General features: G+C 70.7%; 20 protein-coding genes. 16 read left to right on the top strand and 4 right to left on the bottom strand.

Going from position 1 to position 26342, the window contains the following annotated elements; genetic code table 11:
- Nucleotides 1–17 precede the first annotated feature (17 nt).
- On the top strand, nt 18–1214 hold the full coding sequence (locus ABZ896_RS16875; RefSeq protein WP_360928616.1) for a sensor histidine kinase: 1197 nt from the start codon (nt 18–20) through the stop codon (nt 1212–1214).
- Complete coding sequence (locus ABZ896_RS16870) at nt 1211–1879, top strand: response regulator transcription factor (protein WP_360928613.1); 669 nt, start codon at nt 1211–1213, stop codon at nt 1877–1879. Before ABZ896_RS16875 ends, ABZ896_RS16870 begins: the two co-directional genes overlap by 4 nt.
- Here ABZ896_RS16870 and ABZ896_RS16865 read toward each other — a convergent pair.
- Complete coding sequence (locus tag ABZ896_RS16865) at nt 1876–2283, bottom strand: VOC family protein (RefSeq protein ID WP_360928610.1); 408 nt, start codon at nt 2281–2283, stop codon at nt 1876–1878. The genes ABZ896_RS16870 and ABZ896_RS16865 overlap by 4 nt on opposite strands.
- Before the next feature lie 198 nt (nt 2284–2481).
- Between ABZ896_RS16865 and ABZ896_RS16860 the strand changes: the two genes are divergently transcribed.
- From ABZ896_RS16860 to ABZ896_RS16850, 3 genes are all read left to right on the top strand, one after another.
- Nucleotides 2482–4587, top strand: a complete 2106-nt coding sequence (locus ABZ896_RS16860) for an MMPL family transporter (RefSeq protein ID WP_360928607.1) — start codon at nt 2482–2484, stop codon at nt 4585–4587.
- 120 nt (nt 4588–4707) lie between these two features.
- Complete coding sequence (locus tag ABZ896_RS16855) at nt 4708–5940, top strand: Ig-like domain-containing protein (protein ID WP_360928604.1); 1233 nt, start codon at nt 4708–4710, stop codon at nt 5938–5940.
- A 169-nt stretch (nt 5941–6109) separates the two neighbouring features.
- A complete protein-coding gene (locus tag ABZ896_RS16850) occupies nt 6110–7495 on the top strand; it encodes a glycoside hydrolase family 16 protein (protein WP_360928601.1) in 1386 nt (461 codons plus the stop codon).
- Here ABZ896_RS16850 and ABZ896_RS16845 read toward each other — a convergent pair.
- Together ABZ896_RS16845 and ABZ896_RS16840 are read right to left on the bottom strand one after the other, a co-directional pair.
- Nucleotides 7489–10530 carry an NACHT domain-containing protein gene (locus ABZ896_RS16845; RefSeq protein ID WP_360928598.1) on the bottom strand — a complete coding sequence of 1014 codons (3042 nt, stop codon included), beginning with the start codon at nt 10528–10530 and terminating at the stop codon, nt 7489–7491. The two genes, ABZ896_RS16850 and ABZ896_RS16845, sit on opposite strands and share 7 nt — an antisense overlap.
- A 102-nt stretch (nt 10531–10632) precedes the next feature.
- Nucleotides 10633–11547 carry an AraC family transcriptional regulator gene (locus ABZ896_RS16840; RefSeq protein ID WP_360928595.1) on the bottom strand — a complete coding sequence of 305 codons (915 nt, stop codon included), beginning with the start codon at nt 11545–11547 and terminating at the stop codon, nt 10633–10635.
- A gap of 146 nt (nt 11548–11693) precedes the next feature.
- Between ABZ896_RS16840 and tkt the strand changes: the two genes are divergently transcribed.
- From tkt to ABZ896_RS16795, 9 genes are all read left to right on the top strand, one after another.
- Complete coding sequence (gene tkt / locus ABZ896_RS16835; protein ID WP_360928592.1) at nt 11694–13769, top strand: transketolase; 2076 nt, start codon at nt 11694–11696, stop codon at nt 13767–13769.
- Nucleotides 13770–13788: 19 nt separating this feature from the next.
- Nucleotides 13789–14934 (top strand): transaldolase, encoded by a 1146-nt coding sequence (gene tal, locus ABZ896_RS16830; protein WP_360928589.1) that lies wholly within the window; start codon nt 13789–13791, stop codon nt 14932–14934.
- Nucleotides 14931–16466 carry a glucose-6-phosphate dehydrogenase gene (gene zwf / locus ABZ896_RS16825; protein ID WP_360928586.1) on the top strand — a complete coding sequence of 512 codons (1536 nt, stop codon included), beginning with the start codon at nt 14931–14933 and terminating at the stop codon, nt 16464–16466. The genes tal and zwf overlap by 4 nt, the downstream gene beginning before the upstream one ends.
- Complete coding sequence (opcA, locus tag ABZ896_RS16820) at nt 16463–17398, top strand: glucose-6-phosphate dehydrogenase assembly protein OpcA (protein ID WP_360928583.1); 936 nt, start codon at nt 16463–16465, stop codon at nt 17396–17398. Before zwf ends, opcA begins: the two co-directional genes overlap by 4 nt.
- Complete coding sequence (pgi, locus tag ABZ896_RS16815; protein ID WP_360928580.1) at nt 17391–19043, top strand: glucose-6-phosphate isomerase; 1653 nt, start codon at nt 17391–17393, stop codon at nt 19041–19043. Before opcA ends, pgi begins: the two co-directional genes overlap by 8 nt.
- A gap of 1 nt (nt 19044) precedes the next feature.
- Complete coding sequence (gnd, locus tag ABZ896_RS16810; protein ID WP_360928577.1) at nt 19045–19920, top strand: phosphogluconate dehydrogenase (NAD(+)-dependent, decarboxylating); 876 nt, start codon at nt 19045–19047, stop codon at nt 19918–19920.
- Nucleotides 19921–19927: 7 nt separating this feature from the next.
- The gene (locus tag ABZ896_RS16805) at nt 19928–20515 is read left to right on the top strand and encodes a histidine phosphatase family protein (RefSeq protein ID WP_360928574.1); all 588 of its coding nucleotides are present in this window, start codon (nt 19928–19930) and stop codon (nt 20513–20515) included.
- A gap of 111 nt (nt 20516–20626) precedes the next feature.
- Nucleotides 20627–21601, top strand: coding sequence for a hypothetical protein (locus ABZ896_RS16800; protein ID WP_360928571.1), 975 nt, complete (start codon nt 20627–20629; stop codon nt 21599–21601).
- A complete protein-coding gene (locus ABZ896_RS16795; protein ID WP_360928568.1) occupies nt 21583–23046 on the top strand; it encodes a membrane-associated oxidoreductase in 1464 nt (487 codons plus the stop codon). Before ABZ896_RS16800 ends, ABZ896_RS16795 begins: the two co-directional genes overlap by 19 nt.
- 7 nt (nt 23047–23053) lie before the next feature.
- On the opposite strand, the gene ABZ896_RS16790 is transcribed toward ABZ896_RS16795, so the two are convergent.
- Nucleotides 23054–23929: a shikimate dehydrogenase gene (locus ABZ896_RS16790; protein WP_360928565.1), complete on the bottom strand. Its 876-nt coding sequence runs from the start codon at nt 23927–23929 to the stop codon at nt 23054–23056.
- 166 nt (nt 23930–24095) lie between these two features.
- Between ABZ896_RS16790 and ABZ896_RS16785 the strand changes: the two genes are divergently transcribed.
- Nucleotides 24096–24761, top strand: a complete 666-nt coding sequence (locus ABZ896_RS16785; RefSeq protein ID WP_360928562.1) for a TetR/AcrR family transcriptional regulator — start codon at nt 24096–24098, stop codon at nt 24759–24761.
- Nucleotides 24762–24892: 131 nt separating this feature from the next.
- Entirely contained in the window at nt 24893–26233 is a 1341-nt protein-coding gene (locus ABZ896_RS16780; RefSeq protein ID WP_360928559.1) for an MFS transporter, read from the top strand.
- Nucleotides 26234–26342 lie beyond the last annotated feature (109 nt).

The following is a 26342-nucleotide window of genomic DNA, read 5'->3' as shown; positions in this document are numbered from 1 at the left end:
GCCCCGAGGAGCCGCTCATGTCCGTCGTCCGGTCCTGGTACGGCCCTGTCCTGACCCGTCTGCGGACGGCGAATCCGTACGTCGTCGACGGCGCGCTCGCCGTGCTCGTGCTGTTCGCCGCGTCCCTGCAGTGGATGTTCCCGGACGAGGGGGACGACCCGCTGAGCCTGGTGGGCTGGCTGCTGGGGGCCGCCACCGCCGTCCCGCTCGTCTGGCGGCGCCGCTTCCCCTACGCGTGCGCCCTCGCGGTCTCCGCGGCCACCACGGCGATGGCCTACTACCACGCGCCCCCGCCGGACGTGCTCTACGGCGGACTCGTCGTCCTGTACACCATGGCCGCCCAGGGCCTGCCCTGGCAGCGCCGCTCGATGCTGGCGAGCTGGCTGCTCGGAGCCGTGCTGACCATGCAGGCCAAGGAGCACTCCGAGCCCTTCGAGTACGCCTTCCATCTGACCGGCATGATCTGCGCCTACGGCCTCGGCGTCCTGGCCCGCGTCCAGCGCGCGTACACCGCGGCCATCGAGGACCGGGCCCGCCGCCTCGAACGGGAGCGAGCCGCGGAGACCGCGAGGGCCATCGCGCAGGAACGGGCCCGCATCGCCCGGGACATGCACGACATCCTCGCCCACGCGGTCAGCCTGATGGTAGTCCAGGCGGAGGCCGGTCCGGTCGTGGTGCGCAGTGATCCGGAGCGCGCGGAAGCCGCGTTCGACGCGATCGCGACGAGTGGGCGGGACGCGATGGGCCAACTGCGGCGCATCCTGGGCGTGTTGAAGGAGGAGGAACGCCAGGCCGGTGCCTCCCGGCTCCCCCAGCCCGACCTCGCGGGAGTCCCCGCCCTGGTCCGCCAGGTCGCCGAATCCGCCTCCCTGGACGTCGAATTGGACGTACGAGGCCGCCCCCGGCCCCTGCCCCCGGACACCGAGGTCGCCGCCTACCGCGCGGTGCAGGAAGCCCTGACCAACACGGTCAAGCACGCGTACGCTTCCTGCGCACAGGTGGAACTCGACTGGGGGGACGAGGAGTTGACACTCACGGTGACCGACGACGGCCGCGGCCCCGCCCGCACCCACGGCGGACACGGGCTGATCGGCCTCAGAGAACGCGCCGCCGCCTGCGGGGGCAGCGCGGAGACCGGGCCCGGTCCGGAGGGGGGCTTCCGGGTGGTCGTACGGCTGCCCGCCACCGCGGACCGGGAGGCGGCCCGCGGGTGAGCATCCGGGTGGTGGTCGCCGACGACCAGGAGCTGGTCCGCAGCGGCTTCTCCATGATCCTGGAGGCGCAGCAGGACATCGAGGTGGTCGCCGAGGCGGGGGACGGCGCGGAAGCGGTCGCCGCGGTCCAACGGCACACGCCCGACGTGCTGTTGCTCGACATCCGTATGCCCGTCATGGACGGCCTGGAGGCGGCCCGGCGGGTGTGCGCGCAGTCGAGCTGCAAGGTGGTCATGCTGACCACGTTCGACCTCGACGAGTACGTGTACGACGCGCTGTACGCGGGTGCGAGCGGTTTCCTGCTGAAGGACGTGCGCCGGGACGACCTCGTGCACGCGGTGCGGGTGGTGGCGGGCGGCGACTCCCTGCTCGCGCCCGCCGTGACCCGCCGCCTGGTGGCGGACATCGTGCGGCGCCGCCGCGAGGAGGCGGCGGCCGAGGTCGCCCCCGACCGCCTCGACGCCCTCACCGCCCGCGAGGTCGAGACCCTGCGGATGCTGGCCCGCGGCCTCTCGAACGCGGAGATCGCCACGGCACACTTCGTGAGCGAACACACGGTGAAGACCCATGTGAGCAATGTGCTCGGCAAGTTGGGGCTGCGGGACCGGGTACAGGCGGTGATCTGCGCGTACGAGACGGGCCTGGTGACCCCGGGTTCCGGTTAGTCGCCGAGTTCCGTGAAGAGGGTGAGCTGGAGTGAACCCGGTGCTTCCAGCCGGGAGTTGAGCGAGTTCCACGGCGTGCGGGTCGGCTCGGCGATCACCTCCGCGCCGGCCTCCGCCAGCCTCGCCGTGGTCTCCGTCGAGTCGTCCACCTCGAACGCCACCCGGATGTGCCCGGCGACCCGCTTGCCCACCTCGACCTCGTCGATGAAGGCCGCGTGGTTCGGATCGGTGATCTCCAGCGTCGCCCGCCCCGCCTCCAGGATCGTGACCCGGCCGCCGTCGGACGCGAACGCGGCACGTTCGGGCAGCCCGAGGACGTCCCGGTAGAAGCGCAACGCCTCGTCGTAGTCGTCCGCGGTGACGACGAGACGGAGTTCACGGACGGCGGGTGTTGCCTCGGACATACGGCCTCCTTGTAGATGTCTCCAAGGTCAACTCCGGGACCGGTGCCGAAGATTCCTCCCCCGCGGGAGTGAGGCGGCACCCCGCCTCACCCGTACGACGGAGGCCCGGAAACCGCCCGTCCCGGCGATCCGGTGATCACGCCCGCGGCAGCAGTCTGGCGGTGCCGTCAACCACCGCCAACTCGCCGGGAGGCACCCGTGCTCTCCACACTCGCCCGGGCGGCGACCCGCCGCCCCCTGACCGTCATCGGCCTCTGGGCGGCGTTCCTGCTGCTCGGCTTCGGCCTCGGCACGGGCGTCTTCGCCGACCTCTCCGACGACGTGCCCGACGTCCCCGGCACCGAGTCGGACGACTCCGACGACTACATCGGCCGTATCTCCCCGACCGGCGAGTCCGTGACCGCCGTCGTCGCGGGCGAGTCCGTCTCCGACGCCGCGCTGCGGGCCCAGGTCGAGCAGACGATCGCCCGGGTCCGCGAGATCGCCGGCGTGGCCGCGGTACCGGACCCGTACGCCACGCCCGGTCTCACCGCCCAGGACGGACAGGCGCTGATCATCCCCGTCACCTTCGAGGGCGGCCTGAGCGACGAGGCCGAGGAGGAGGCGACGGACACCGCCGTCGAGACCATCAAGCGGATCGACGCACCGGACGTCCACGTCAGCGGCGGCGAGCTCCTCGGAAGGCAGCTCGGCGAGCGCGCCCAAGAGGACGTCAAGAAAGCCGAGTTGATCTCCCTGCCGGTCGTACTCGCCCTGCTGCTCGTCGTGTTCGGCGGACTGCGGGCCGCCGCCCTGCCGCTGGTGATCGCGGTCAGCGGGATCGCGGGCGCGTTCCTGGCGCTGTTCGCCTTCAGCCAGGTCACCGACATCTCGGTGTACGCGATCCAGGTCACCACCATGCTCGGCCTCGGACTCGCCATCGACTACGCCCTGTTGATGCTGGTCCGCTTCCGCGAGGAACGCCGGCACACCGAGGACGTCGTCGAGGCCGTGCACCGTACGGTCGCCGCGGCCGGCCGGACCGTGCTGTTCTCCGGGCTCACCGTGGCCGTGAGCCTGACCGGGCTGCTGGTCTTCCCGAGCGTGTTCCTGCGGTCCATGGGCCTTGCCGTGGCCGCCGTGGTGGTCGTCGACATGCTGGCCGCGGTCACCCTGCTGCCCGCGCTGCTCGCGAAGTTCGGGAGGAGGATCCCCGCGTCGGAGGTCCGGCCCGACCGCGAGGAGGGCCGCGTCTTCGCCCGGCTCGCGCGCTTCGCGGCCCGCCGCCGGACCGCCGTCCTGGTCACCGTCGTTCCCGCCCTGCTGCTCCTGGCCCTGCCCGTCACCGGTATGCGCATCGAGATCGGCGACGCGAAACAACTGCCGTCCAGCACCGAGGCACGGCGGTTGTACGACACCGTCGACGCCCACTTCCCGCCCGGTACCGGGGTCTCACCCGTGACGGTCGTCCTGAAGCCCGGTGCCGACCCCGCCCTGGCCGAGCGCGTCCGCGCCCTCGCGCCGAGCGCCGCGACCCGTGAACTGCCGGGCGGGAACACCGTGTTGGAGCTCCAGCCGCCCGGCGCCGTGGACGGCGAGGAAGCCACCGACCTCGTCGAGCGCGTACGGGACGTCCGCGGCGACGAGCCCGTCGAGGTGACCGGCATCGCGGCCCGGCTGGTCGACTTCCGCGCGATGCTCGGCGAGCGGGCGCCCTGGGCGGCGCTCACCGTCCTGGCGGGCATCTTCGTCCTCCTGTTCGCCTTCACCGGCTCGGTGCTGATCCCGCTGCGCACGATCGCGACGACCCTGCTGAGCCTGGGCGCGGCGCTCGGAGTGGTGGTGTGGGTCTTCCAGGACGGCCACGGCGCCGGGCTGCTCGGCGGCGAGGGGCTGGGCGCGCTGAGCCTCACGGCCCCGCCGCTGATCGTGGCGATCGCCTTCGGACTCGCCATGGACTACGAGATCTTCATCCTCGCCCGGATGCGGGAGGCCCGGCAGCGCACCGGGGACGATCAAGAGGCCGTGGTCACCGGGCTGCGCCGGTCCGGGCGGGTCGTGACCTGTGCCGCCCTGCTCCTCGCGGTCGTCTTCGGCGCCTTCATGACCGGCGGGTTCTCCCCGATCCTGCAGATCGGACTCGGGCTGACCCTGGCGGTGCTGATCGACGCGACGGTCGTACGGATGCTCCTGGTGCCCGCGACCATGGCGCTGCTCGGCCCGCGGGCCTGGTGGGCGCCGAAGCCCCTGCGCCGGCTGCACGACCGGTTCGGGCTGCGCGAGGCGAAGGATGCCCCGGAATCGCCGTATATCAGCACCCCGTAGACCTTCGCTCAGCGTGTCCTCACCGGAATCTCAGCCAGGGGTCCGCCGTTTCAAAGGCTTGCCCAAGGTACGAGGCGCACGATGCACCCTCAAACGTGGACATCTCAGGAAGGCCTGAACGTGGGCGTCTCGCACATATCGAACCGTTCCGAGGAGCAGTCGAAGTGGTCCCGGCGCGGGATCCTCGCCGCGCTCGGGGCCGTACCGGCCGCGACCCTGCTGACCGGGTGCAGCGGTTCGGCGGACGCGTCGGAGGGGACGGAGCAGACGGCCTCCGTGCAGGCGGCGGCCAAGAAGGCGACGATCTCGGTCACTCCCGCGGACGGCACCACGAAGGCCGCGTTCGCCAGCCCCGTCGAGATCGCAGTGACGGACGGCACCCTCGCCACGGTGACGGTCACCGGCAACGACGGCTCCACCCTCGCTGGTTCGTTCAACGACGCCAAGACGAAGTGGACCTCGTCGAAGAACCCCTACTCGGGCACCAAGTACACGGTCACGGCCAAGGCGGACGGCGGCACCGAGCAGACGTCGACGTTCACGACGAAGAGCCCCGGCGAGACGTTCGTCGGCTACTTCACCCCCGAGGCGGACTCCACGTCCGGCGTCGGCATGCCCGTCTCCCTCAACTTCACGCACGCCGTGTCCGACAAGGCGGCCGTCCAGAAGGCGATCACCGTGACGGCGGAGCCCGCGGTGGAGATCGTGGGCCACTGGTTCAGCGACACCCGCCTCGACTTCCGGCCCGAGACCTACTGGGCGGCCGGCACGAAGATCACGCTGAGCCTGCGCCTGAAGGACGTCGAGGGCACGGACGGCGTCTACGGCGTCCAGGCCAAGGACGTCACCTTCCACATCGGCCGCGAGCAGATCAGCACGGTCGACCTGTCGAGCAAGGAGATGGTGGTCCGCCGGGGCGGCGAGACCGTCGCCACCTACCCGGTCTCCGGCGGCGACTCCGACCACACCACCTGGTCCGGGATCATGGTGATCAGCGAGCGGTTCAAGCAGACCCGCATGGAGTCCTCGACGGTCGGGCTCGGCGACGAGTACGACATCTCCGACGTCCCGCACGCCCAGCGCCTGACCACCTCCGGCACCTTCGTGCACGGCAACTACTGGGCGTCCACCTCGGTGTTCGGCCACCAGAACACCAGCCACGGCTGTGTGGGCCTGCACGACGCCAAGGGCGCGAACAACACCTCCGTGGACGGCTACAAGTTCTACGACAGCTCGATGCTCGGCGACGTCGTCATCGTGAAGAACTCCGGCGAGAAGACCGTCGAGGCGTCGAACGGCCTCAACGGCTGGAACCTGTCGTGGTCGGACTGGAAGGCGGGCAGCGCGGTTTAGTCGGTATGCCCGGCTTCAAGGGGTGAACTCACCTGGAGTGAAGGGACTTTCACGGCTCAACCTCTTGACGACAGGAGTGACTGCGAGCACATTGGGCCCACTTTGAGAGCGCTCTCAAAGGTTCTCGAAGGCACCCGCGCTCCCTTCTCCGTACCCGAGAGGCACCCCCATGAGTGAAACCTCCGGCATACCCGGACGGCGGCGAGCCCTCGTCGCCGTCCTGAGCACCCTCGGCCTGGCCGCCGCCCTCGCGACGGCGGCCACCCTCCCCGCCGACGCCTCCGCCCCCACACCGCCCACCGGCTGGTCCCAGGTCTTCGTCGACGACTTCAACGGCACCGCGGGAACCGGCGTCAACACCTCGAACTGGCAGTACGCGACCGGGACTTCGTACCCGGGCGGCCCCGCGAACTGGGGCACAGGCGAGGTCGAGACGATGACGAACAGCACCAGCAACGTCTCCCTCGACGGCAGCGGGAACCTGCGCATCACCCCGCTGCGGGACTCGGCCGGCAACTGGACCTCGGGCCGGATCGAGACCAACCGCACCGACTTCCAGCCCCCGGCGGGCGGCAAGCTGCGCGTTGAGGCGCGCATCCAGATGCCGAACGTCACCGGCACCGCGGCCGAGGGCTACTGGCCGGCCTTCTGGATGCTGGGCGCGCCGTACCGCGGCAACTACCAGAACTGGCCGAGCGTCGGCGAGCTGGACATCATGGAGAACGTCCAGGGCATGAACCGGGTGTGGGCCACCATGCACTGCGGCACCAACCCGGGCGGCCCGTGCAACGAGACGACGGGCCTCGGCAACAACGTCGCCTGTCCGGGCTCGACCTGCCAGGCGGCGTTCCACACCTACACGATGGAGTGGGACCGCTCGGTGAGCCCCGAGACGATCCGCTTCTCCGTCGACGGCACGCAGTTCCACTCCGTCAACGCGAGCCAGGTGGACGCGACGACCTGGGCCAACGCCACCAACCACGGCTTCTTCGTCATCCTGAACGTGGCGATGGGCGGCGCCTTCCCGGACGCGTTCGGCGGCGGCCTCGACTCCGGCACCCAGTCCGGCGTGCCGATGCTCGTGGACTACGTGCAGGTGCTGTCGGCGAGTGGGAGCGGTTCCACGACTCCGCCGTCGGGCAGCCGTGACGCCTACAGCGCGATCCAGGCCGAGTCGTACAACAGCCAGAGCGGGGTGGTCGCCGAGACCACCACGGACACCGGCGGCGGCCAGGACATCGGTTCTCTCGCTAACGGAGACTGGGCGCTGTACCAGAACGTCGCCTTCGGCTCCACGGCGGCGACACAGTTCGTGGCGCGGGTGGCGAGCGGGGCGGCGAGCGGTGTCAGCGGACTGGTCGAGGTCCGTCTGGACAGCCGTACGAGCACCCCGATCGGCAGCTTCTCCATCGCCAACACCGGTGGCTGGCAGTCCTGGAGAACGGTCCCGGCGAACATCAGCTCGGTGACCGGCACGCACGACGTCTACCTCACCTTCACCAGCGGCCAGCCGGCGGACTTCGTTAACGTGAACTGGTTCAACTTCGGTCACTGACCGGGGGTTTCGGGCGCCCTTCGGCGTCGTAGGAATCCCGTCCGGGTGCGGTGCCGAGGGCCGGCGCTCTCTTCGTGCCGTACCTCGACACGGTCGGCGGGGAGGGCGTCCAGGCCGTGGACCCTGCCCGCGTCCACCAGCGTGATGTCGATCTGTCCCCGCCGCAGTGTGCGCAGCGGGGACAGATCCACGTCGGCCTGCGGGTTCCGGCAGGTCAGGCGCAGGGTCAGTGCGGTGAGGCCGGGGAACAGCGGGGCGAGGTCCGCAAGCGGCCGGTCGGTGAGGACGCAGTCCAGGGTGAGCCTGCCGATCTGGGGCAGCGGGACCGTGGGCAGTGCGATGCCGTGGTCGCAGGACAGGGACAGGGAGCGCAGGTTCGCGGCCCGGGCGAGGAAGGAGAGGTCCGTGCCCTCCGGCAGCCGGTGCAGGCCGAGTTCGGCGACCCGGCACTCGCCGAGCACGGCCAGGTTCGTGACGACGTCGCAGGCTTCCAGGACGAGGCGGCTCAGTCCGCTCAGCGGGGCGAGCGAGGGCAGGGGGAAGCGCACCGCGCCGGACGCCTCGACCCGCAGGGAGTGCACCTTCAGCGGCATCAGGGCGTCCACCAGGCCACCGGTCAGCGCCTGTCCGCGCAGCGCGAGGTGGGGCGCCCGGTCGAGCAGGGCGAGACACGCCGTCTGCTCGTGGCTCGAGAGCTGGATGACGAGATCGTCCACCGGGAGGCCGGACAGGACCTCCTCGGCGAAGGAGCGGGCGTCGAAGCAGGGCCAGGACAGGGCCACTTCCTGGCGTACGTCGCGATCGGCCACCCGCTTGAAGGCGGCCAGCCGGTGCAGGGCGGCCTCTCCTCCGATCCGGGCCACGGTCATCACGGTGGCCCGCGCCTGCTCCGGTGTGAGGTCCGCGGGGCCGGGCAGCAGGTCCAGGACGATGTCGCCGGCACCGGCGAGCTGTTCCGCGTCCGCGGGGGTGGCGGGCGGGATCAGTGCGGAGGCCCGGCGGGTGACCATCGCGCGGATGGCGGGATCGAGCGTGGTGGCGTGTTCGAGGGCGGCCGCGGCCAGCAGGTGGTAGCGGCGGCGCAGTTGGGGGTCGACGGTCTGGTCGCCCAGTTCCACCAACGCCCGGAGGAGCCTTGCGCGTTCGCCGTCGCGGGCGTGGCCGATGGCGAGCCGGATCACGTCGTCCCACTGGTCGTCGCGCCCGAACTCGGCGAGCAGCCCCAGGTCCTCCGCCTCCACGGCGGCCTTGGCGCCGAGGTAGTCCTGGAAGGTGCGGTGGATGAAGTCGACCGTGCCCGCGGACGGTTCGCGCAGCAGTCCGCTGCGCAGCAGGAGGTAGCGGAAGACGTCCTCGGCCCGGTCGGGGGACGCCAGGTCGGGCATCGCCGGCAGCTTCTCGCGGATGATGCGCACCGCGGTGTTCTGGGCCGCCTCGGAACGGCCGTTGCGGATGAGCCAGTACGCGATCCGCTGGAGCAGCTGGACCTGCGCCTCCTCGGTGGGCGCGAGGCCGGACGGCACGGGGATCTCGCGCTCCTTGTCCCGGCGCACGAGCAGCATGGTGAGGGCGGCGGCGTACAACTCCATGCGGCGTTCGGGCAGATGGGTGAGCCGGTCGCGGTGCAGGGCGCAGATGAGCGCGCACATCAGGGGGTTGGTGGCGAGCCGGTGCAGGTCGTGCTTCTGCCGGAGCGTGCCGCGCAGGGCCTCCCGGCAGCGCTCGACGGCCAGCCGTTCCTCCGGTTCGGTGACGCCGGTCAGCGCGGCGTCGTGCCAGCGGTGGACGAACCGGTCGACGTCGTCGCGGCTCATCGGGAGCAGGTTGAACTCGGCGAAGTCGAGTTCGTCGAGCCACCGGGTCTCGACGGCGGAGGGCCGGGTGGTGACGAGGAAGAAGGACTGCGGGTAGAGGTCGACGAGGTCGAGCAACCACCGTCTGACGACGGGGCGTTCGCTCTCCGAGACCTCGTCCACGCCGTCGACGAGGACCATTCCGCGTCCGCTCGCGAGCACCCGGTCGGCCCAGTGCTCGGGCTGGAGCCCGTGCAGGATGTTGCCGACCGCCTTGAGGAACTGTTCGGGGCCGGGCAGCGCGGGGTCCTGGGCGACGGCCCGCAGCGGCAGCACGAAGGGCACGCGTCCGCGCAGTGCGGCCAGTTCGTCCGGGAAGGAGTTCTGGGCCGCGGAGACGGCCAGCCACTGCATCAGCGTGGTCTTGCCGGAGCCGGCGAGGCCGCGCAGCACCGCCCGGTGGCAGTCGGCGAGCGCCTCCTCGACGCGTCTGCGGCTCGCGGACGGCGAACCGCCGACCCGGTGGGAGGCCAGTTCCAGGTTCAGGTAGGCGGTGTCCAGCGGCCAGCGGGCCTGGCCGGGATCGCTGAGGTCGAGGCCGAAGATGTTGAGCTTGCCGTACTTGCGTTCGATGTGGGCCAGATAGCGGGTCTCGAACTCCTCGTCCGCGCTGCCGGGTCGCGGAATCCGGTCCACCAGGGCGTCCAGCAGCCGCAGCGTCTCGTCGAGGAGCCGGGTCTGGGCCACCTGGGCGTGGGCGACGAAGGTCGAGCGCTGGGTGAAGAAGTGCAGGATGTGCAGGCAGCTCAGGTCGAGGAGGCTGCCGTAGAGGACGACCGCGTCGGCCGACAGGTCACGGGTGGCGTCGGGGCGGGCGGCGGCGAGTCTGCGCGCCAGGTCCTCGTGGCCGAGCCGGACCGCCTGCGCGTCGTCCATGTCCAGCTCGCCCAGGGCGCCGAGGGTCGCGGCCAGGGCGTCCGCCAGGGCCTCGCGCTCGTCGGAGGCCACCGGCGGTTCGTGCGGGTTCGCCTCGACGGCGGCCGTCACCAGCTCCCGGGCGATCTTCCACATGTCGAGCCCGCTCAGGCTCCGCTTCTCGCCCCAGCCGAACCATCGGGACAGTCGTACCGGCTTGTCGACGAGTCCCGCGCCCCGGCCCTCCTTGACGAAGAGTCTGGCGATGATCGGCCTCACCACCGAGGAGGCGACGCGAGCGGTCGTACCGATACTGGCCGGATCCATCGGGCCCCCCGAACCGACGCCATGGGGACGCGTCCCCACCCGTGAAGCTCTTCCGATCATAGGGAGTCGGAGGCGTCGGGAGGAGGGGATCGGCGCGGGTGGTCAGAGCAGCTCGGCCCGGAACACCACCGGCGTCACCCCCGTGTGCAGGTGGAAGAACTTCGAGAAGTTCGCCGCGTCCGGGAAGCCGATCGCCGCGCCCACCCGGCCGATCGGCATGTCCGTGTGGGCGAGGAGGCGCTTGGCCTCCAGGACCACCCGTTTGTCGATGAAGCCCTTGGGTGTCTCGCCGGTCGCCGCGCGGACCGCGCGGACCAGGGTCCGGCGGGAGTAGCCGAGCGCGTCGGCGTACGCGCTGACGCTGTGGTTGGTGGCGAACCCCTTCTCCACCGCGTCCCGGAAGAGCGTGAACGTCGACTCGGTCCGCCGTCCCGCCTCCTCCGAACTCGCCGCCAGATGGGCGAGGCGGAGGAGAAACACCGTCAGGGAGTGGCGCAGGACGGAGGTGTGCAGGCTCAGCGGGAGCGTGGACGTGTCCTCGTACTCCCGGCGGAGCTGGGTCAGCGCGCATCTGAGACCGTCCAGCTGGGGCGCGGAGGGGTGCAGCAGCGGCGGGAGGTCGTAGCGGTACAGGCCGGTCGCCTCGACCGTCGCCCGCGGCAGGAACCCGGGTTGCATGGTCAGGACGGTTCCGCGGTACTCGCTCGTCGGCGAGAAGCGGTGCACCTGTCCGGGGCGGATCCACAGCAGGTCGCCGGCCGTCGCCTCGTACTCGGCGAAATCGATCATGTGGCGGACGGGCCCGCCGTCGAACAGCATGACGACATGGAAGTCGATGCGGTGCACGCGCTCCAGCGGGGCGTCCGCGTGCCAGGTCCGGCCGGCGCCCATCGGCCCGACCTGCATGCCCACTCCGCACACACTCAGCTCGATGGGGAAGGGGAACGTTCTGATCCCGTCCACTCCGCCGTCACCGGCTCCGCCTTGGATGGAGTCTTGGATGGTTCTGTCCGCCATGTCCTTCTCGTGCCGCCTGCCTGGAGCGATCCGTGTCCCACTTTCACCACAGGCTGACACACGGCGACCTTCCGTCGTAAAAGTCAGACTTTTAAGTTCGAAGGCAACAGACCAGAAACCCCGCTGCGATCGAGGACTTCTTGAAGATGAGCACGCAGACACCGGACAGCTTCGAATGGACCGAACTCGACCGGCGTGCCGTCGACACCGCCCGTCTGCTGGCGGCGGATGCCGTGCAGAAGGTCGGCAACGGCCACCCGGGCACTGCGATGAGCCTGGCCCCCGCCGCGTACACGATCTTTCAGAAGGTGATGCGTCACGATCCCGCGGATCCCGAGTGGACCGGCCGTGACCGTTTCGTCCTCTCCCCCGGGCACACCTCGCTGACGCTCTACACCCAGCTGTTCCTGGCGGGCTACGAGCTCGAACTCGATGACCTGAAGGCCTTCCGCACCCACGGCTCCAAGACGCCGGGCCACCCCGAGTACGGCCACACCGCCGGCGTGGAGACCACCACCGGGCCGCTCGGCCAGGGCGTCGCCAACGCCGTCGGCATGGCGATGGCCGCCCGCTACGAGCGCGGTCTGTTCGACCCCGAGGCCCCCGAGGGCGAGTCCCCCTTCGACCACACGATCTGGGCGATCGTCTCCGACGGCGACCTGGAGGAGGGCATCTCCGCCGAGGCCTCCTCCCTCGCGGGCCACCAGAAGCTCGGCAACCTCGTCTTCCTCTACGACGACAACCACATCTCCATTGAGGGCGACACGGCGACCGCGTTCTCCGAGGACGTGCTGAAGCGGTACGAGGCCTACGGCTGGCACACCCAGCGCATCGAACCGGGCGAGGACGGCGACATCGACGTACCCGCCCTGTACGCGGCCCTGAAGGCGGCGCAGTCCGAGACCGGGCGGCCCTCGATCATCGCCATGCGCACGATCATCGCCTGGCCCGCCCCGAACGCGCGGAACACCGAGGCCTCCCACGGCTCGGCGCTCGGCGAGGACGAGGTCGCCGCCACGAAGCGGGTCCTCGGTTTCGACCCCACGCGGTCCTTCCAGGTGGACGACGAGGTGCTCGCCCACAGCCGCCGGGCCCTCGACCGGGGCGCCGAGGCGCACGCCGCCTGGGACAAGCAGATCTCCGAGTGGCGATCCGTCGACGCCGAGCGCGCACGCCTCTTCGACCGGATCGTCGCCGGCCAGCTCCCCGACGGCTGGGAGGACGCGATCCCCGTCTTCGAGGAGGGCAAGTCCGTCGCCACCCGCGCCGCCTCCGGCAAGGTCCTCCAGGCCCTCGGTGACGTCCTCCCCGAGCTGTGGGGCGGCTCCGCCGACCTCGCCGGGTCGAACAACACGACCATCGACAAGACCAGCTCGTTCCTCCCCGAGGGCAATCCGCTCCCGGAGGCCGACCCGTACGGCCGTACGATCCACTTCGGCATCCGCGAGCACTCGATGGCCGCGGAGATGAACGGCATCGCGCTGCACGGCAACACGCGGATCTACGGCGGCACCTTCCTGGTGTTCTCCGACTACATGCGCAACGCCGTCCGCCTGTCCGCGCTCATGCAGCTCCCCGTCACCTACGTCTGGACGCACGACTCCATCGGTCTCGGCGAGGACGGGCCGACGCACCAGCCGGTCGAGCACCTCGCGTCCCTGCGCGCGATCCCGGGCCTGAACATCGTCCGCCCGGCCGACGCCAACGAGACCGCGGTCGCCTGGGCCGAGATCCTGAGGCGGCACGCCACCGACCCGGCCCCGCACGGCCTCGCGCTCACCCGCCAGGGCGTGCCGACGTACGCGCCCAACTCCGATGCGGCGAAGGGCGGTTACGTCCTGAAGGAGTCGTCCAAGGAGACCCCGGACGTCGTCCTCATCGCCACCGGTTCCGAGGTCCAGCTCGCCGTCGCCGCGCGGGAGCAGTTGGAGGCCGAGGGGGTCGGCACGCGCGTGGTGTCGATGCCGTCCGTGGAGTGGTTCGAGCAGCAGCCGCGGGAGTACCGGGAGCGCGTCCTTCCGCCGTCCGTGCGAGCCCGGGTCGCGGTCGAGGCCGGTATCGGCCTGACGTGGTACCGGTTCACAGGTGACGCAGGACGCATCGTCTCCCTCGAACACTTCGGCGCCTCCGCCGACGCGAAGACCCTGTTCGCCGAGTACGGCTTCACCGCCGAGAACGTCGCCGCCGCAGCCCGGGAATCCGTGGCCGCCGCGCGCGGTTGATCCGATCGCCAGAAAGAAGATGATCACTGTGACCGAAGCAACCGCGACCGCGGGAGCACTCAAGCGCCTCTCCGACGAGGGCGTCTCCATCTGGCTGGACGACCTGTCGCGGGGGCGGATCGAGTCCGGCAACCTCGCCGAACTCATCGCCACGAAGCACGTGGTGGGCGTCACCACCAACCCCTCCATCTTCCAGGCCGCCATCGGCTCGGGTGAGGGGTACGAGGAGCAGCTGAACGACCTCGCCACCCGGGGCGTGACCGTCGACGAGGCCGTACGGATGATGACGACCGCCGACGTCCGCGCCGCCGCCGACGTCCTGCGGCCGGTGTACGACGCGACCGGCGGCCGGGACGGCCGGGTCTCCATCGAGGTCGACCCGCGCCTCGCCCACAACACGCGGGCGACGATCGCCGAGGCCAAGCAGCTCGCCTGGCTGGTGGACCGTCCGAACGTGATGATCAAGATCCCGGCGACCACAGCGGGCCTCCCGGCGATCACCGAGGTCATCGGCCTCGGCATCAGCGTCAACGTCACGCTGATCTTCTCGCTGGAGCGCTACCGCGAGGTCATGGACGCCTACCTCGCCGGTCTGGAGAAGGCCGCGAAGAAGGGGCTCGACCTCTCCGCGATCCACTCCGTCGCCTCCTTCTTCGTCTCCCGCGTCGACTCCGAGATCGACAAGCGGCTGACGGTCCTCGGCACGGACACGGCCCTCGCGCTCAAGGGGAAGGCCGCGCTCGCCAACGCACGGCTCGCCTACCAGGCGTACGAAGAGGTGTTCGGGGGCGACCGCTGGACCGCCCTCACCGGCGCCCGCGCCAACAAGCAGCGCCCCCTGTGGGCCTCCACCGGCGTCAAGGACCCGGCCTACAAGAGCACGCTCTACGTGGACGACCTGGTCGCCCCCGGCACGGTCAACACCATGCCCGAGGCCACCCTGAACGCCACCGCCGACCACGGCGAGATCACCGGCGACACGGTCACCGGCGGCTACGCCCAGGCCCGCGCGGACCTGGCCGCCGTGGAGGCGCTCGGGATCTCGTACGACGAGGTCGTGCAGCAGCTGGAGGACGAGGGCGTCGCGAAGTTCGAGGCGGCCTGGCAGGACCTGCTGGACGCCGTCACGAAGTCCCTGAACAGCAAGGGAGTTGACGCGGAATGACCACCATCGCCGACTGGGACAACCCGCTGCGCGACCCCCGCGACCGCCGGCTCCCCCGGATCGCCGGCCCCTCCGGGCTCGTCATCTTCGGTGTCACCGGCGACCTGTCCCGCAAGAAGCTGATGCCGGCCGTCTACGACCTCGCCAACCGCGGCATGCTCCCGCCGGGCTTCTCGCTCGTCGGGTTCGCCCGCCGGGACTGGGAGGACCAGGACTTCGCGCAGGTCGTGCACGACTCGGTGCGCGAGCACTCCCGGACCCCGTTCCGCGAGGAGGTGTGGCAGCAGCTGGCCGAGGGGATGCGGTTCATCCCGGGCGACTTCGACGACGACACGGCGTTCAAGCAGCTGCGCCAGACCGTCGACGACCTCGACAAGGTGCGCGGCACGAGCGGCAACTACGCCTTCTACCTCTCCGTACCGCCGAAGTTCTTCCCCAAGGTCGTCCAGCAGCTGAAGAAGCACGGGCTGGCGGACGCGCCCGAGGGGGCCTGGCGGCGGGCGGTCATCGAGAAGCCGTTCGGGCGGGACCTGGGGACCGCGCGGGAGCTCAACGCGCTGGTGCACGACGTGTTCGAGCCGGACCAGGTGTTCCGGATCGACCACTACCTGGGCAAGGAGACCGTCCAGAACATCCTGGCGCTGCGCTTCGCCAACCAGATGTACGAGCCGATCTGGAACCGGTCGTTCGTCGACCACGTGCAGATCACGATGGCCGAGGACATCGGCATCGGCGGCCGCGCGGGCTACTACGACGGCATCGGCGCGGCCCGTGACGTCATCCAGAACCACCTCCTCCAGCTGATGGCGCTCACCGCCATGGAGGAGCCGGCCGCCTTCGACGCCGAGTCGCTGCTCACCGAGAAGCTGAAGGTCCTCAGGGCCGTGAAGCTGCCGGAGGACATCGGCAGGCACACCGTGCGCGGGCAGTACGCGGGCGCCTGGCAGGGCGGCGAGAAGGTGCCCGGCTACCTGGAGGAGGAGGGCATCGACCCGGCCTCCACCACGGACACGTACGCGGCCATCAAGCTCAACGTCGACAACCGCCGCTGGGCGGGCGTCCCCTTCTATCTGCGCACCGGCAAGCGGCTCGGCCGCCGGGTCACCGAGATCGCGGTCGTCTTCCAGACGGCCCCGCACTCCCCCTTCGACCACAACGCGACGGAGGAACTCGGCAAGAACGCCATCGTCATCCGCGTCCAGCCGGACGAGGGCATGACGGTCCGGTTCGGGTCGAAGGTGCCGGGCACCTCGATGGAGATCCGGGACGTGACGATGGACTTCGCCTACGGCGAGTCGTTCACCGAGTCCAGCCCCGAGGCGTACGAGCGCCTCATCCTTGACGTACTCCTCGGCGACGCCAACCTTTTCCCCCGTCACCAGGAAGTGGAAGAGTCCTGGAAGATCCTCGACCCCATCGAGGCGCACTGGGCGGAGAACGGCAGGCCCGCGCAGTACGCGTCGGGCACCTGGGGACCCGGGGAAGCCGACGAGATGCTCGCACGAGACGGACGGAGCTGGCGCAGGCCATGAAGATCGACCTGACCGACACCACGGCAAGCAAGATCAACAAGGCGCTGGTGCAGGGTCGCCGCGCCATCGGAACCCCCGCGGTGGGCATGGTCCTGACGATGGTGATCGTCACGGACGAGGAGAACGCCTACGACGCGATCAAGGCGGCCGAGGAGGCCTCGCACGAGCACCCCTCGCGCACCCTGGTCGTCATCAAGCGGCACGCCCGCACCGCCCGCGACCGCACGGCGTCCAAGCTGGACGCCGAGGTCCGGGTGGGCGCCGACGCCGGCACCGGCGAGACGGTGATCCTCAGGACCTACGGCGAGGTCTCCGACCACGCCGACTCCGTGGTGCTGCCGCTGCTGCTGCCGGACGCGCCGGTCGTGGTGTGGTGGCCGGTGGAGGCGCCTGAGGTCCCCTCGAAGGACCCGCTGGGCGCGCTGGCCCAGCGCCGGATCACCGACCTGTACGCGGTGGAGAACCCCCTCGACGTGCTGGCCGCCCGGGTGCGGTCCTACGCGCCCGGCGACACCGACCTCGCGTGGACGCGGCTGACGCCGTGGCGCTCGATGCTGGCGGCGGCCCTCGACCAGGCCAAGGCGCGGATCATCTCCGGCGCGGTGGAGGCCGAGGCCGAGAACCCGGCCGCCGAGCTGCTCGCGCGGTGGCTGGAGGCGCGCCTGAAGGTGAAGATCGACCGGGTCGTCACCGCCGGACCGGTCGTCACGGCCGTGCGCCTGGGCACCGAGAACGGCGAGGTTGTCATCGACCGCCCCGAGGGCCCGCTGGCCACGCTCTCGCTGCCCGGCCAGCCCTCCCGCACCCTCGCGCTCAAGGTCCGCACCACCTCCGAACTGATCGCCGAGGAACTGCGCCGCCTCGACGCGGACGAGATGTACGCCGTCGCCCTCAGGGGCGAGGGAACCAAGGAGACGCCTGCTCATGTCTGACTCGCCTGTTCTTGTACGTCGTCCCGAGTGGACGGCCCTGGAGGACCACCGCGCCGAGTGGCACGCGCATCTGCGGGAGCTGTTCGCCGACGATCCCTCGCGCGCGGAGCGGTATGTCGTGCGCGTCGGTGATCTGCGGATCGACTACTCCAAGCACCTGATCACCGACGAGACGCTGGCCCTGCTCCAGGAACTCGCCACCGCCACCGACGTGTTCGGCCTCCGGGACGCCATGTTCCGCGGCGAGAAGATCAACCTCACCGAGCGGCGGGCGGTGCTGCACACCGCGCTGCGGGCCCCCGCGAACGCGGTGGTCGAGGTCGACGGCGAGAACGTCGTACCGCAGGTGCACGCCGTGCTGGACAAGATGAGCGACTTCGCCGGGCGGGTGCGCTCCGGTGAGTGGACCGGGCACACGGGCCGTCGTATCAAGAACGTCGTCAACATCGGCATCGGCGGCTCGGACCTCGGTCCCGCGATGGCGTACGAGGCCCTGCGGGCGTTCACCGCACGGGAGTTGACGTTCCGCTTCGTGTCGAACGTGGACGGCGCCGATCTGCACGAGGCCGTGCGGGACCTGGATCCGGCGGAGACGCTGTTCATCGTGGCGTCGAAGACGTTCACGACGATCGAGACGATCACCAACGCCACCTCGGCCCGGTCGTGGCTGCTCGAAGGGCCCCAGGGGCTCCGCGAGGACAAGGCCGTCGCCAAGCACTTCGTCGCCCTGTCGACGAACGCCGAGAAGGTCACGGACTTCGGGATCGACCCGGACAACATGTTCGAGTTCTGGGACTGGGTCGGCGGACGCTACTCGTACGACTCGGCGATCGGCCTCTCCCTGATGATCGCCATCGGCCCGGACCGGTTCCGCGAGATGCTCGACGGTTTCCGCATCGTCGACGAGCACTTCCAGAACGCCCCGGCCGGCGACAACGCCCCGCTGCTGCTGGGCCTGTTGGGCGTCTGGTACGGCAACTTCTTCGACGCCCAGTCGCACGCGGTGCTGCCCTACAGCCACTACCTCTCCAAGTTCACCGCCTATCTCCAGCAGCTGGACATGGAGTCCAACGGCAAGTCGGTGCAGCGCGACGGGCGTCCGGTGGGGTGGCAGACCGGTCCGGTGGTGTGGGGCACGCCCGGCACCAACGGCCAGCACGCGTACTACCAGTTGATCCACCAGGGCACCAAGCTGATCCCGGCCGACCTGATCGGCTTCGCGAAGCCCGTCGACGAACTGAGTGACGAACTCAAGGCGCAGCACGACCTGTTGATGGCGAACCTCTTCGCCCAGGGCCAGGCGCTGGCGTTCGGCAAGACCGCGGACGAGGTGCGCGCGGAGGGCGTGGCCGAGGAGCAGGTCACCCACCGCACCTTCCAGGGCAACCACCCCACCACGACGGTCCTCGCCCGCGCCCTCACCCCCTCGGTCCTGGGCCAGTTGATCGCCCTCTACGAGCACAAGGTGTTCGTCCAGGGCGCGATCTGGAACATCGACTCCTTCGACCAGTGGGGCGTCGAGCTGGGCAAGGTCCTCGCCAAGCGCGTCGAGCCCGCCCTGACCGAGGGTGCCGAGGTCCCCGGTCTCGACTCCTCCACCACCGCCCTCGTGGCCGCCTACCGTGAACTGAAGGAAGTGCACTGACATGCAGTTGGGACTCATCGGCCTGGGCAAGATGGGCGGCAACATGCGCGAGCGGATCCGCCGCGCGGGCCACACCGTCATCGGCTACGACCGCAACCCCGAGGTCTCCGACGTGGCGAGCCTGTCCGAGCTGGTCGACAAGCTCGAAGCGCCGCGCGTGGTCTGGGTGATGGTGCCGGCCGGCGGCCCCACCCAGTCCGTCGTGGACGAACTCGGCGAGCTGCTCTCCCCCGGTGACACCGTGGTCGACGGCGGCAACTCCCGCTGGACGGACGACGAGAAGCACGCCGAGGAGCTGGGCGCCAAGGGCATCGGCTTCGTCGACGCCGGTGTCTCCGGCGGTGTGTGGGGCCTGCAGAACGGCTACGCGCTCATGGTCGGCGGCGACAAGGAGCACGTGGAGCGGCTCCAGCCGATCTTCGAGGCACTCAAGCCCGAGGGGCCGTACGGCTATGTCCACGCGGGCAAGGTCGGCGCCGGGCACTTCTCCAAGATGGTCCACAACGGCATCGAGTACGCCATGATGCAGGCGTACGCCGAGGGCTGGGAGTTGCTGGAGAAGGTCGAGTCGGTGGACAGCGTCCGGGAGGTGTTCCGCTCCTGGCAGGAGGGGACCGTCATCCGTTCCTGGCTGCTCGACCTCGCGGTGAACGCCCTCGACGAGGACGAGCACCTGGACAAGCTCAAGGGCTTCGCGCAGGACTCCGGCGAGGGCCGCTGGACCGTGGAGGCGGCCGTCGACAACGCGGTGCCGCTGCCCACGATCACCGCCTCGCTGTTCGCCCGGTTCGCGTCCCGACAGGACGACTCGCCGCAGATGAAGATGATCGCGGCGCTGCGCAACCAGTTCGGCGGCCACGCCGTCGAGTCGAAGTAGGTCCGCTGTGGGGGACCTTCTCCTGGTCCGCCACGGCGAGACGGAGTGGAGCAGGTCGGGACAGCACACCAGCTGGACCGACCTGCCCCTCACCCCGGACGGTGAGGAGCAGGCCAAGTCGCTCGCTCCGCTCCTCTCGCAGCGGACCTTCGCACTGGCTCTGACCAGCCCGCTCGGCCGGGCGATCCGCACCGCCGAACTCGCGGGCGTCACCGGGTCCGTCGTCGAACCGGACCTGCACGAATGGGACTACGGCGGCTACGAGGGCATCACCACGGTCGACATCCACCGGGCACGCCCCGACTGGGACCTGTGGACCGACGGAGTACCGCCCGGCCCCGAGGGACATCCCGGCGAGTCGCCCGAGGAGATCGGCCGCCGCGCCGACCGGGTCCTGTCCCGCGTCTCGGCCGCGCTGCCCGACGGTGACGTGATCCTCGTGGCACACGGCCACTTCCTCCGGGTACTGACGGCCCGCCGACTCGGGCTGCCCCCTCGGGAGGGCCGTCTGTTCCAGCTCGCGACCGGGACGGTCGGCCGGCTCTCGCTGGAGCACAACCGTCCGGTGATCGCGGAGTGGAACACCAAGCCGTAGCGCGCCGTGGGGACTTCGCCCCGGTCGGCGCCGGTGCGGCGGAACGAGGTGGTCCGGGGTTCGCGGCGGGTAGGGATGAATGACCCACGCGGAGCGAATTAGGTGGATGCCATGACGGCTCTCCCGGACAGCGCACGGATCACGAAATCGCCCCTGGCCCCCCGTCGTGAAGTGGTCGGCGCCGCACGGGCGTTGCGGCGGGCGGCGCTCTCGGCCCTCGCCCTCCTCGACGGCCCGCACGCCGAGGACTTCGGGCGGCGGGCCGCCGAGGCCGACGAGCGTCTCGTCGATCTCATGGCGGCGATCACCGGCGAGAAACGCGAGCACCAGCGCCGCCGTATCTTCTCCGACCCGCGGCGAGCCCGCGGCACGCTGCGGTGCATGCTCGATCTGGCCACGGCTCTCACCGCGTACGACCTCGACCTGGCGGACGTCCGGGCCACGTTCCGGCGGCGGTCCGTGCCCGTCGAGCCGCGCCACTTCGGGGAACGGCTCGTCGGCGCCGGTTTCGACCTCAACACCGCCGTCCGCTTCCCCTCCGCGGACGGCGTACACCAGGCGTTCACGGTGGCCGACCAGGTGACACGGGGCTGCGACCCGCTGGTCAGGGGCGGGCTCAAGGCGCTCAAGTACGCTGTCGCGCCCACCGCGTTCACGGTGATCAACGATGTGACGGCGATGCTCGGCAGGGCCGAGTACCAGAGGCACGTACGCGACCTGGTGAGGACCCTCGCCGAACTGGGCGCGGCCGCGCCTACGATCGAGCCGATCGCCCCGCCACTGCGGACGCTCGACGAGGAGAGCTTCCTCGACGAGATCGAGTGGCGGCCGGAGTGGGAGACGCGATCGGAGGTCTTCGAGCCCTGGATCGACTCGGTCGAGGTGTCGCCGTTCCCGCCGGACGAGGTCCCGGACCGGAGGTACCCGCACCGGAGGTCCCGACGCCGTCCGTCCGCAGGCGCGGCTTCGGTATCGGAGGCTTCTGAGGCGGGTGGCCCGAAAGGCCCACCACGGGCGCCACGGCGGCCTGTTGACAGTCGTGCACGGTCGCGTCAGAGTCACCTCCGATGGAGATCGACAACCTGACACCGGCCGAACTGCGGGTGTGGCGGGCGTTTTCCCGGGGCGAGGCCGTGGACTTCCGTACGGCGGAGGACGACGATCCGGCGGACGGTGCCGACTGGGGTCCCGAACGGACCGTCCGCGCGACCGTGATACGGGCCCTGCTGCTCAGCGGACCGCAGGAAGAAGGGGAGATCGCCGCGCTGAAAGTGGCGGGCGCCCGGATCAGCGGCACCCTGGACATGCGGTACGGCAACTGCGACCACGCCGTGCGGATGAGCCACTGCTTCTTCGCGGGCGTCCCCCAGTTCTACGGGGCCCGGCTGCGCCAGCTGAATCTCGGCGCCTCCGTCCTGCCCGGGCTCACCGCGGGCGCGGTACGGGTGGAGGGCGTACTGCGGCTCTCGCACTCCCGGATCCACGGACCGGTACGGCTCGGCGGCGCCCAGATCAGCAACGCGCTGTTCATGGAGCGGGCCCACCTGACGGCCGTGGACGCCCCCGAACCGGTGCTCCAGCTCAACCAGATGACCACCGGTGACGACCTGTGGGCCCCGGGCCTGCGGATCGACGGCGAGATGCGGCTCAACGGTGCCAACATCGCCGGATCGGTCAACCTCAACGAGGCGCGGCTCAGCTTCCCCGGCAGGCACGTCCTCGACGCCGAGACCCTCACCGTGGACGGCGACGTCCTGCTCCGGCACGCGCGAGTGCAGGGCTGGATCGGGCTGCGGGGCGCCCGCGTCACGGGCCGCCTCGACCTGTCGTACGCCCACCTCGTCAATCCCGGCGACGCGGCGCTGCGGGCGAGCAGCTGCACTTTCGGGGAGCTGTGGCTGCGCCGGGGCACCCCCATGGAGGGCACCCTCAACCTGCGCCGCACACAGACCGACGTCCTCTTCCTCGACCCGGACGCGGTGCCGGACGAGGTACTGCTCAACAACCTCACCTACACCACCCTCACCCCGCACGAGCCCGCCGAGCGCCGGCTGCCGATGCTGGAGCGCGACGGCGACGGGTATGTCCCGCACGGCTACGAGCAGTTGACCGCCGCCTACCGCAGGATCGGCGACGACGACGCGGCCCGGAAGGTCCAGCTCGCCAAGCAGCGCCGGCGCCGCGCCACCCTGCCCTGGTACGGACGGGTGTGGGGCCATGTCCAGGACGCCACCGTCGGCTACGGCTTCCACCCGCTGCGCGCCGGCGTCTGGCTGGTCTCCCTGCTCGCGATCGGCACGATCGCCTACGGCCTCCACCACCCGCCGGCTCTCAAGGCGGACGAGGCCCCGCGCTTCAACGCGCTGTTCTACACCCTCGACCTGCTGCTTCCGGTGATCTCCTTCGGCCAGGAGGGCGCCTTCGCGCCGCGAGGGGTGTACCAGTGGCTGTCGTACGCCCTGGTCATCGCGGGCTGGATCCTGGCCACGACGGTCTTCGCGGGCGTGACGCGGACGGTCAACCGGCAGTAGGACGACGCTACTTGGGGGCGCCCACCGCCCCCGCCAGCTCCGTGATGTCCGCGAGCATCCGCGGCGCGTCCGGCTCCCGTCCGGTGAACAGCCGGAACGCGTCGGCCGCCTGGAAGACCGCCATGCCCCCACCGTCGAGCGTGGCGCAGCCCAACGCGCGGGCGGTGCGCAGCAGTTCGGTCTCCAGCGGGCGGTAGACCACCTCGGCGACCCACAGCCCGGCGTGCAGCAGCTCTGCCGGGAAGGGCAGGCCGGGGTGGGCGGCCATCCCCGTGGGGGTCGCGTGCACGATGCCGTCGGCCTCGGCGAGCAGCTCCGCCAGCCGCTCCGGGGTCGCGTGGGTCGCCCGTCCCGCGCCGAAGTGGCGGGTGAGGGAGGCGGCGAGGTCGGCGGCCCGGTCGGCCAGCGCGTCCACCACGGTGACCCGGCCCGCGCCCAGGGTGAGCGCGGCGTGCGCGACGGCCGCGCCCGCGCCGCCCGCGCCCAGCTGTACGACCCGCTCCAGCGGCACGTCGGGCAGCCCCCGGGCGAAGGAGGCCGCGAAGCCGGTCACGTCGGTGTTGTGACCGGTCGCGCGGCCGTCCTCGAAGACGACGGTGTTGACCGCGCCGAGCGCCTCGGCCTGCGCGGAGAGCCCGTCCAGGTGCTCGATCACCAGCTGCTTGCAGGGGTGGGTGATGTTGAGCCCGTCGAAACCGAGATCGCGGGCGGCCCGCACCAGCTCACCGACCGCCTCGGGGCGTACGCCGAGGGCGTCGATGTCGATGAGCCGGTACAGGTAACGCAAGCCCTGCCGGTCCGCCTCCCGCTCGTGCAGCGCCGGGCTGAGCGAGGGTCCGATGCCCGCGCCGATCAGTCCGACGAGAAACGAGTCCTTGGCCACGCGGACCTCCTGAGCCGAGCGTTAATGTACGAACCAGTACGTTAGCTATATCAGCCGGGCAGCCCCCGGGGAAGGCCCCGGCGCGCTCCCGCGGAGGTCCCGCGGGCGGGCGGTCGCTCGCCTTCTAGAATCTGCGACACCGGAGCCGTACTCCCGAAGGAACCCGATGACCAGCGTCGACGAACCGGCACGACCGAACGGGCGGATCCGCGACGCCGCCCGCACCCAGGCCGAGATCCTCGACGTGGCGACGCGGGAGTTCGCGCGGGCCGGCTACGACGGCGCCCGGGTCGACGAGATCGCCGCCCGCACCCGCACCACCAAGCGGATGATCTACTACTACTTCGGCGGCAAGGAGCAGCTCTTCACGGCCGTCCTGGAGCGCGCGTACACCGTGATCCGGGAGGCCGAGCAGTCGCTGGACGTGGAGCACCTGGACCCGGTCGCGGCCATCCGGCGGCTCGCGGAGCTGACCTTCGACCACCACGAGCAGCACCCCGACTTCATCCGCCTGGTCAGCATCGAGAACATCCACGGGGCCGAGCACATCGCCGCCTCCGAGAAGCTCGGCAGGATCGGCTCGCCGGCGCTGGACGTGATCCGCCGGATCCTGGACGAGGGCCGCAGGTCCGGCCTGTTCACGGCGGACGTGGACGCGGTCGACCTGCACGCGATGATCAGCTCGTTCTGCTTCTTCCGGGTCGCCAACCGGCACACCTTCGGGGCGCTCTTCGGCCGCGACCTGGTCGCGCCGGAGCAGCGCGAGCACTACCGCGCGATGCTCGGGGACATGGTGATCGCGTACCTGACCGCGGAACGCGCGACGGATTGATTCCGGACGTCGCCACCTCTTGACACCCGGGAAACGCGGGCGCAACATCCTCGGCAACCGCTCATTAACTACCCAGTGGGTTAATTAACCGCGACTGGGTAGCTCCCGGAGTCCCCCGAAGGAGCAACGCCGTGTCCGTCCCCGCCGAAGCCGTCGGGCAACCGAAAAAGGCCGCCACCGCCGCCTGGATCGGCAGCGCCCTGGAGTACTACGACTTCTTCATCTACGGCAGCGCCGCAGCCCTGATCTTTCCCAAGGTCTTCTTCGACGAGTCCGATCCGGCCACCGCGACCCTGCTGTCGCTGGCCACGTTCGGTGTCGCGTACGCGGCCCGGCCGGTCGGGGCGCTCTTCCTCGGACACTTCGGCGACCGGGTCGGCCGTAAGAAGATCATGGTCTTCACGCTGATCCTGATGGGCCTGTCGACCTTCCTCATCGGCTGTCTGCCCTCCCGCCACCAGGTGGGCACCCTCGCCCCGGTGCTGCTGGTGCTGTGCCGGGTGCTCCAGGGCATCTCGGCCGCCGGTGAGCAGGCCAGCGCGAACTCCATGTCGCTGGAGCACGCGCCCTCGCACCGGCGGGGCTTCTTCACGAGCTTCACGCTCAGCGGCACGCAGGGCGGTCAGCTGCTCGCCACGCTGGTCTTCATTCCGGTGGCCGCGCTGCCCGAGGACCAGTTGCTGTCGTGGGGCTGGCGGGTGCCGTTCTGGATGAGCGTCGCGGTCGCCGTGGTCGGGTTCGTGATCCGGCGCAAGCTGGACGAGACGCCGGCGTTCGAGCAGCAGGCCGCGTCCGGGGACGTGCCGAAGCTGCCGCTGGCGGTGCTGCTGCGGGAGCACTGGGCGGATGTGCTGCGGGTGATCGGGGGCGCGCTGATCGCCTCGGTCTCCACGATCTTCACGGTGTGGGCGCTGGCGTACGCGACGAGCGACGCGGTGGGGATGAGCCGGTCCTCGATGCTGTGGGTGGGGGCGCTGGCCAACCTCGTCGCGCTCGGCGCGATCCCCGCGTGGGCGACGCTGTCGGACCGGATCGGGCGGCGCCCGGTGTTCCTGGTCGGCGCGGTGGGCAGTGCGGTGATGATGTTCCTGTACCTGTGGGCGATCTCCACGGGCAACTACCCGCTGATCCTGTTCCTCGGCATCGTCACCTTCGGTGTCGTCTACAGCGCCGCGAACGGTGTCTGGCCCTCCTTCTACGGCGAGATGTTCTCGACCCGGGTCCGGCTGTCCGGCATGGCGATCGGCACGCAGATCGGCTTCGCCGTGGCCGGTTTCGCGGTCACCTTCGCGGCCCAGATCGCCGGGTCCGACGGCACGGACTGGTCCGCGGTGGCCCTCTTCACGGCGGCGCTGTGCGTCCCACCGGTACTGGCCGCCCTGACGGCCCGCGAGACACACAAGATCCCGACCCCGGATCTGGGCACGCGCGCCTCCCGTGAGCCCTCGCGCGCGGAGACGGTGACGGCCTGACCTCTTACGACCTCCCCGGCCCCCGGTCGCCCTTGACGGCTCCGGGGGTCCGGCATGCACGGGATCGGCCGTTGACTATCGTTGCCCGGTCGTGCGCACAGGGACGAAG

The organism is Streptomyces sp. NPDC047072 (assembly GCF_040643855.1).
Taxonomy (GTDB): Bacteria; Actinomycetota; Actinomycetes; order Streptomycetales; family Streptomycetaceae; genus Streptomyces.
Note: the sequence above shows the minus strand (reverse complement) of the source record. Positions and strands in the feature narration are given on the sequence as shown.

Coding starts and splice junctions, on each gene's coding strand:
- opcA (WP_360928583.1), top strand. CDS start 16,463: ATGAAGATCGACCTGACCGACACCACGGCAAGCAAGATCAACAAGGCG.
- tkt (WP_360928592.1), top strand. CDS start 11,694: ATGAGCACGCAGACACCGGACAGCTTCGAATGGACCGAACTCGACCGG.
- ABZ896_RS16795 (WP_360928568.1), top strand. CDS start 21,583: ATGGAGATCGACAACCTGACACCGGCCGAACTGCGGGTGTGGCGGGCG.
- ABZ896_RS16785 (WP_360928562.1), top strand. CDS start 24,096: ATGACCAGCGTCGACGAACCGGCACGACCGAACGGGCGGATCCGCGAC.
- ABZ896_RS16850 (WP_360928601.1), top strand. CDS start 6,110: ATGAGTGAAACCTCCGGCATACCCGGACGGCGGCGAGCCCTCGTCGCC.
- pgi (WP_360928580.1), top strand. CDS start 17,391: ATGTCTGACTCGCCTGTTCTTGTACGTCGTCCCGAGTGGACGGCCCTG.
- ABZ896_RS16840 (WP_360928595.1), bottom strand. CDS start 11,547: ATGGCGGACAGAACCATCCAAGACTCCATCCAAGGCGGAGCCGGTGAC.
- ABZ896_RS16845 (WP_360928598.1), bottom strand. CDS start 10,530: ATGGATCCGGCCAGTATCGGTACGACCGCTCGCGTCGCCTCCTCGGTG.
- ABZ896_RS16875 (WP_360928616.1), top strand. CDS start 18: ATGTCCGTCGTCCGGTCCTGGTACGGCCCTGTCCTGACCCGTCTGCGG.
- ABZ896_RS16865 (WP_360928610.1), bottom strand. CDS start 2,283: ATGTCCGAGGCAACACCCGCCGTCCGTGAACTCCGTCTCGTCGTCACC.
- tal (WP_360928589.1), top strand. CDS start 13,789: ATGATCACTGTGACCGAAGCAACCGCGACCGCGGGAGCACTCAAGCGC.
- gnd (WP_360928577.1), top strand. CDS start 19,045: ATGCAGTTGGGACTCATCGGCCTGGGCAAGATGGGCGGCAACATGCGC.
- ABZ896_RS16800 (WP_360928571.1), top strand. CDS start 20,627: ATGACGGCTCTCCCGGACAGCGCACGGATCACGAAATCGCCCCTGGCC.
- zwf (WP_360928586.1), top strand. CDS start 14,931: ATGACCACCATCGCCGACTGGGACAACCCGCTGCGCGACCCCCGCGAC.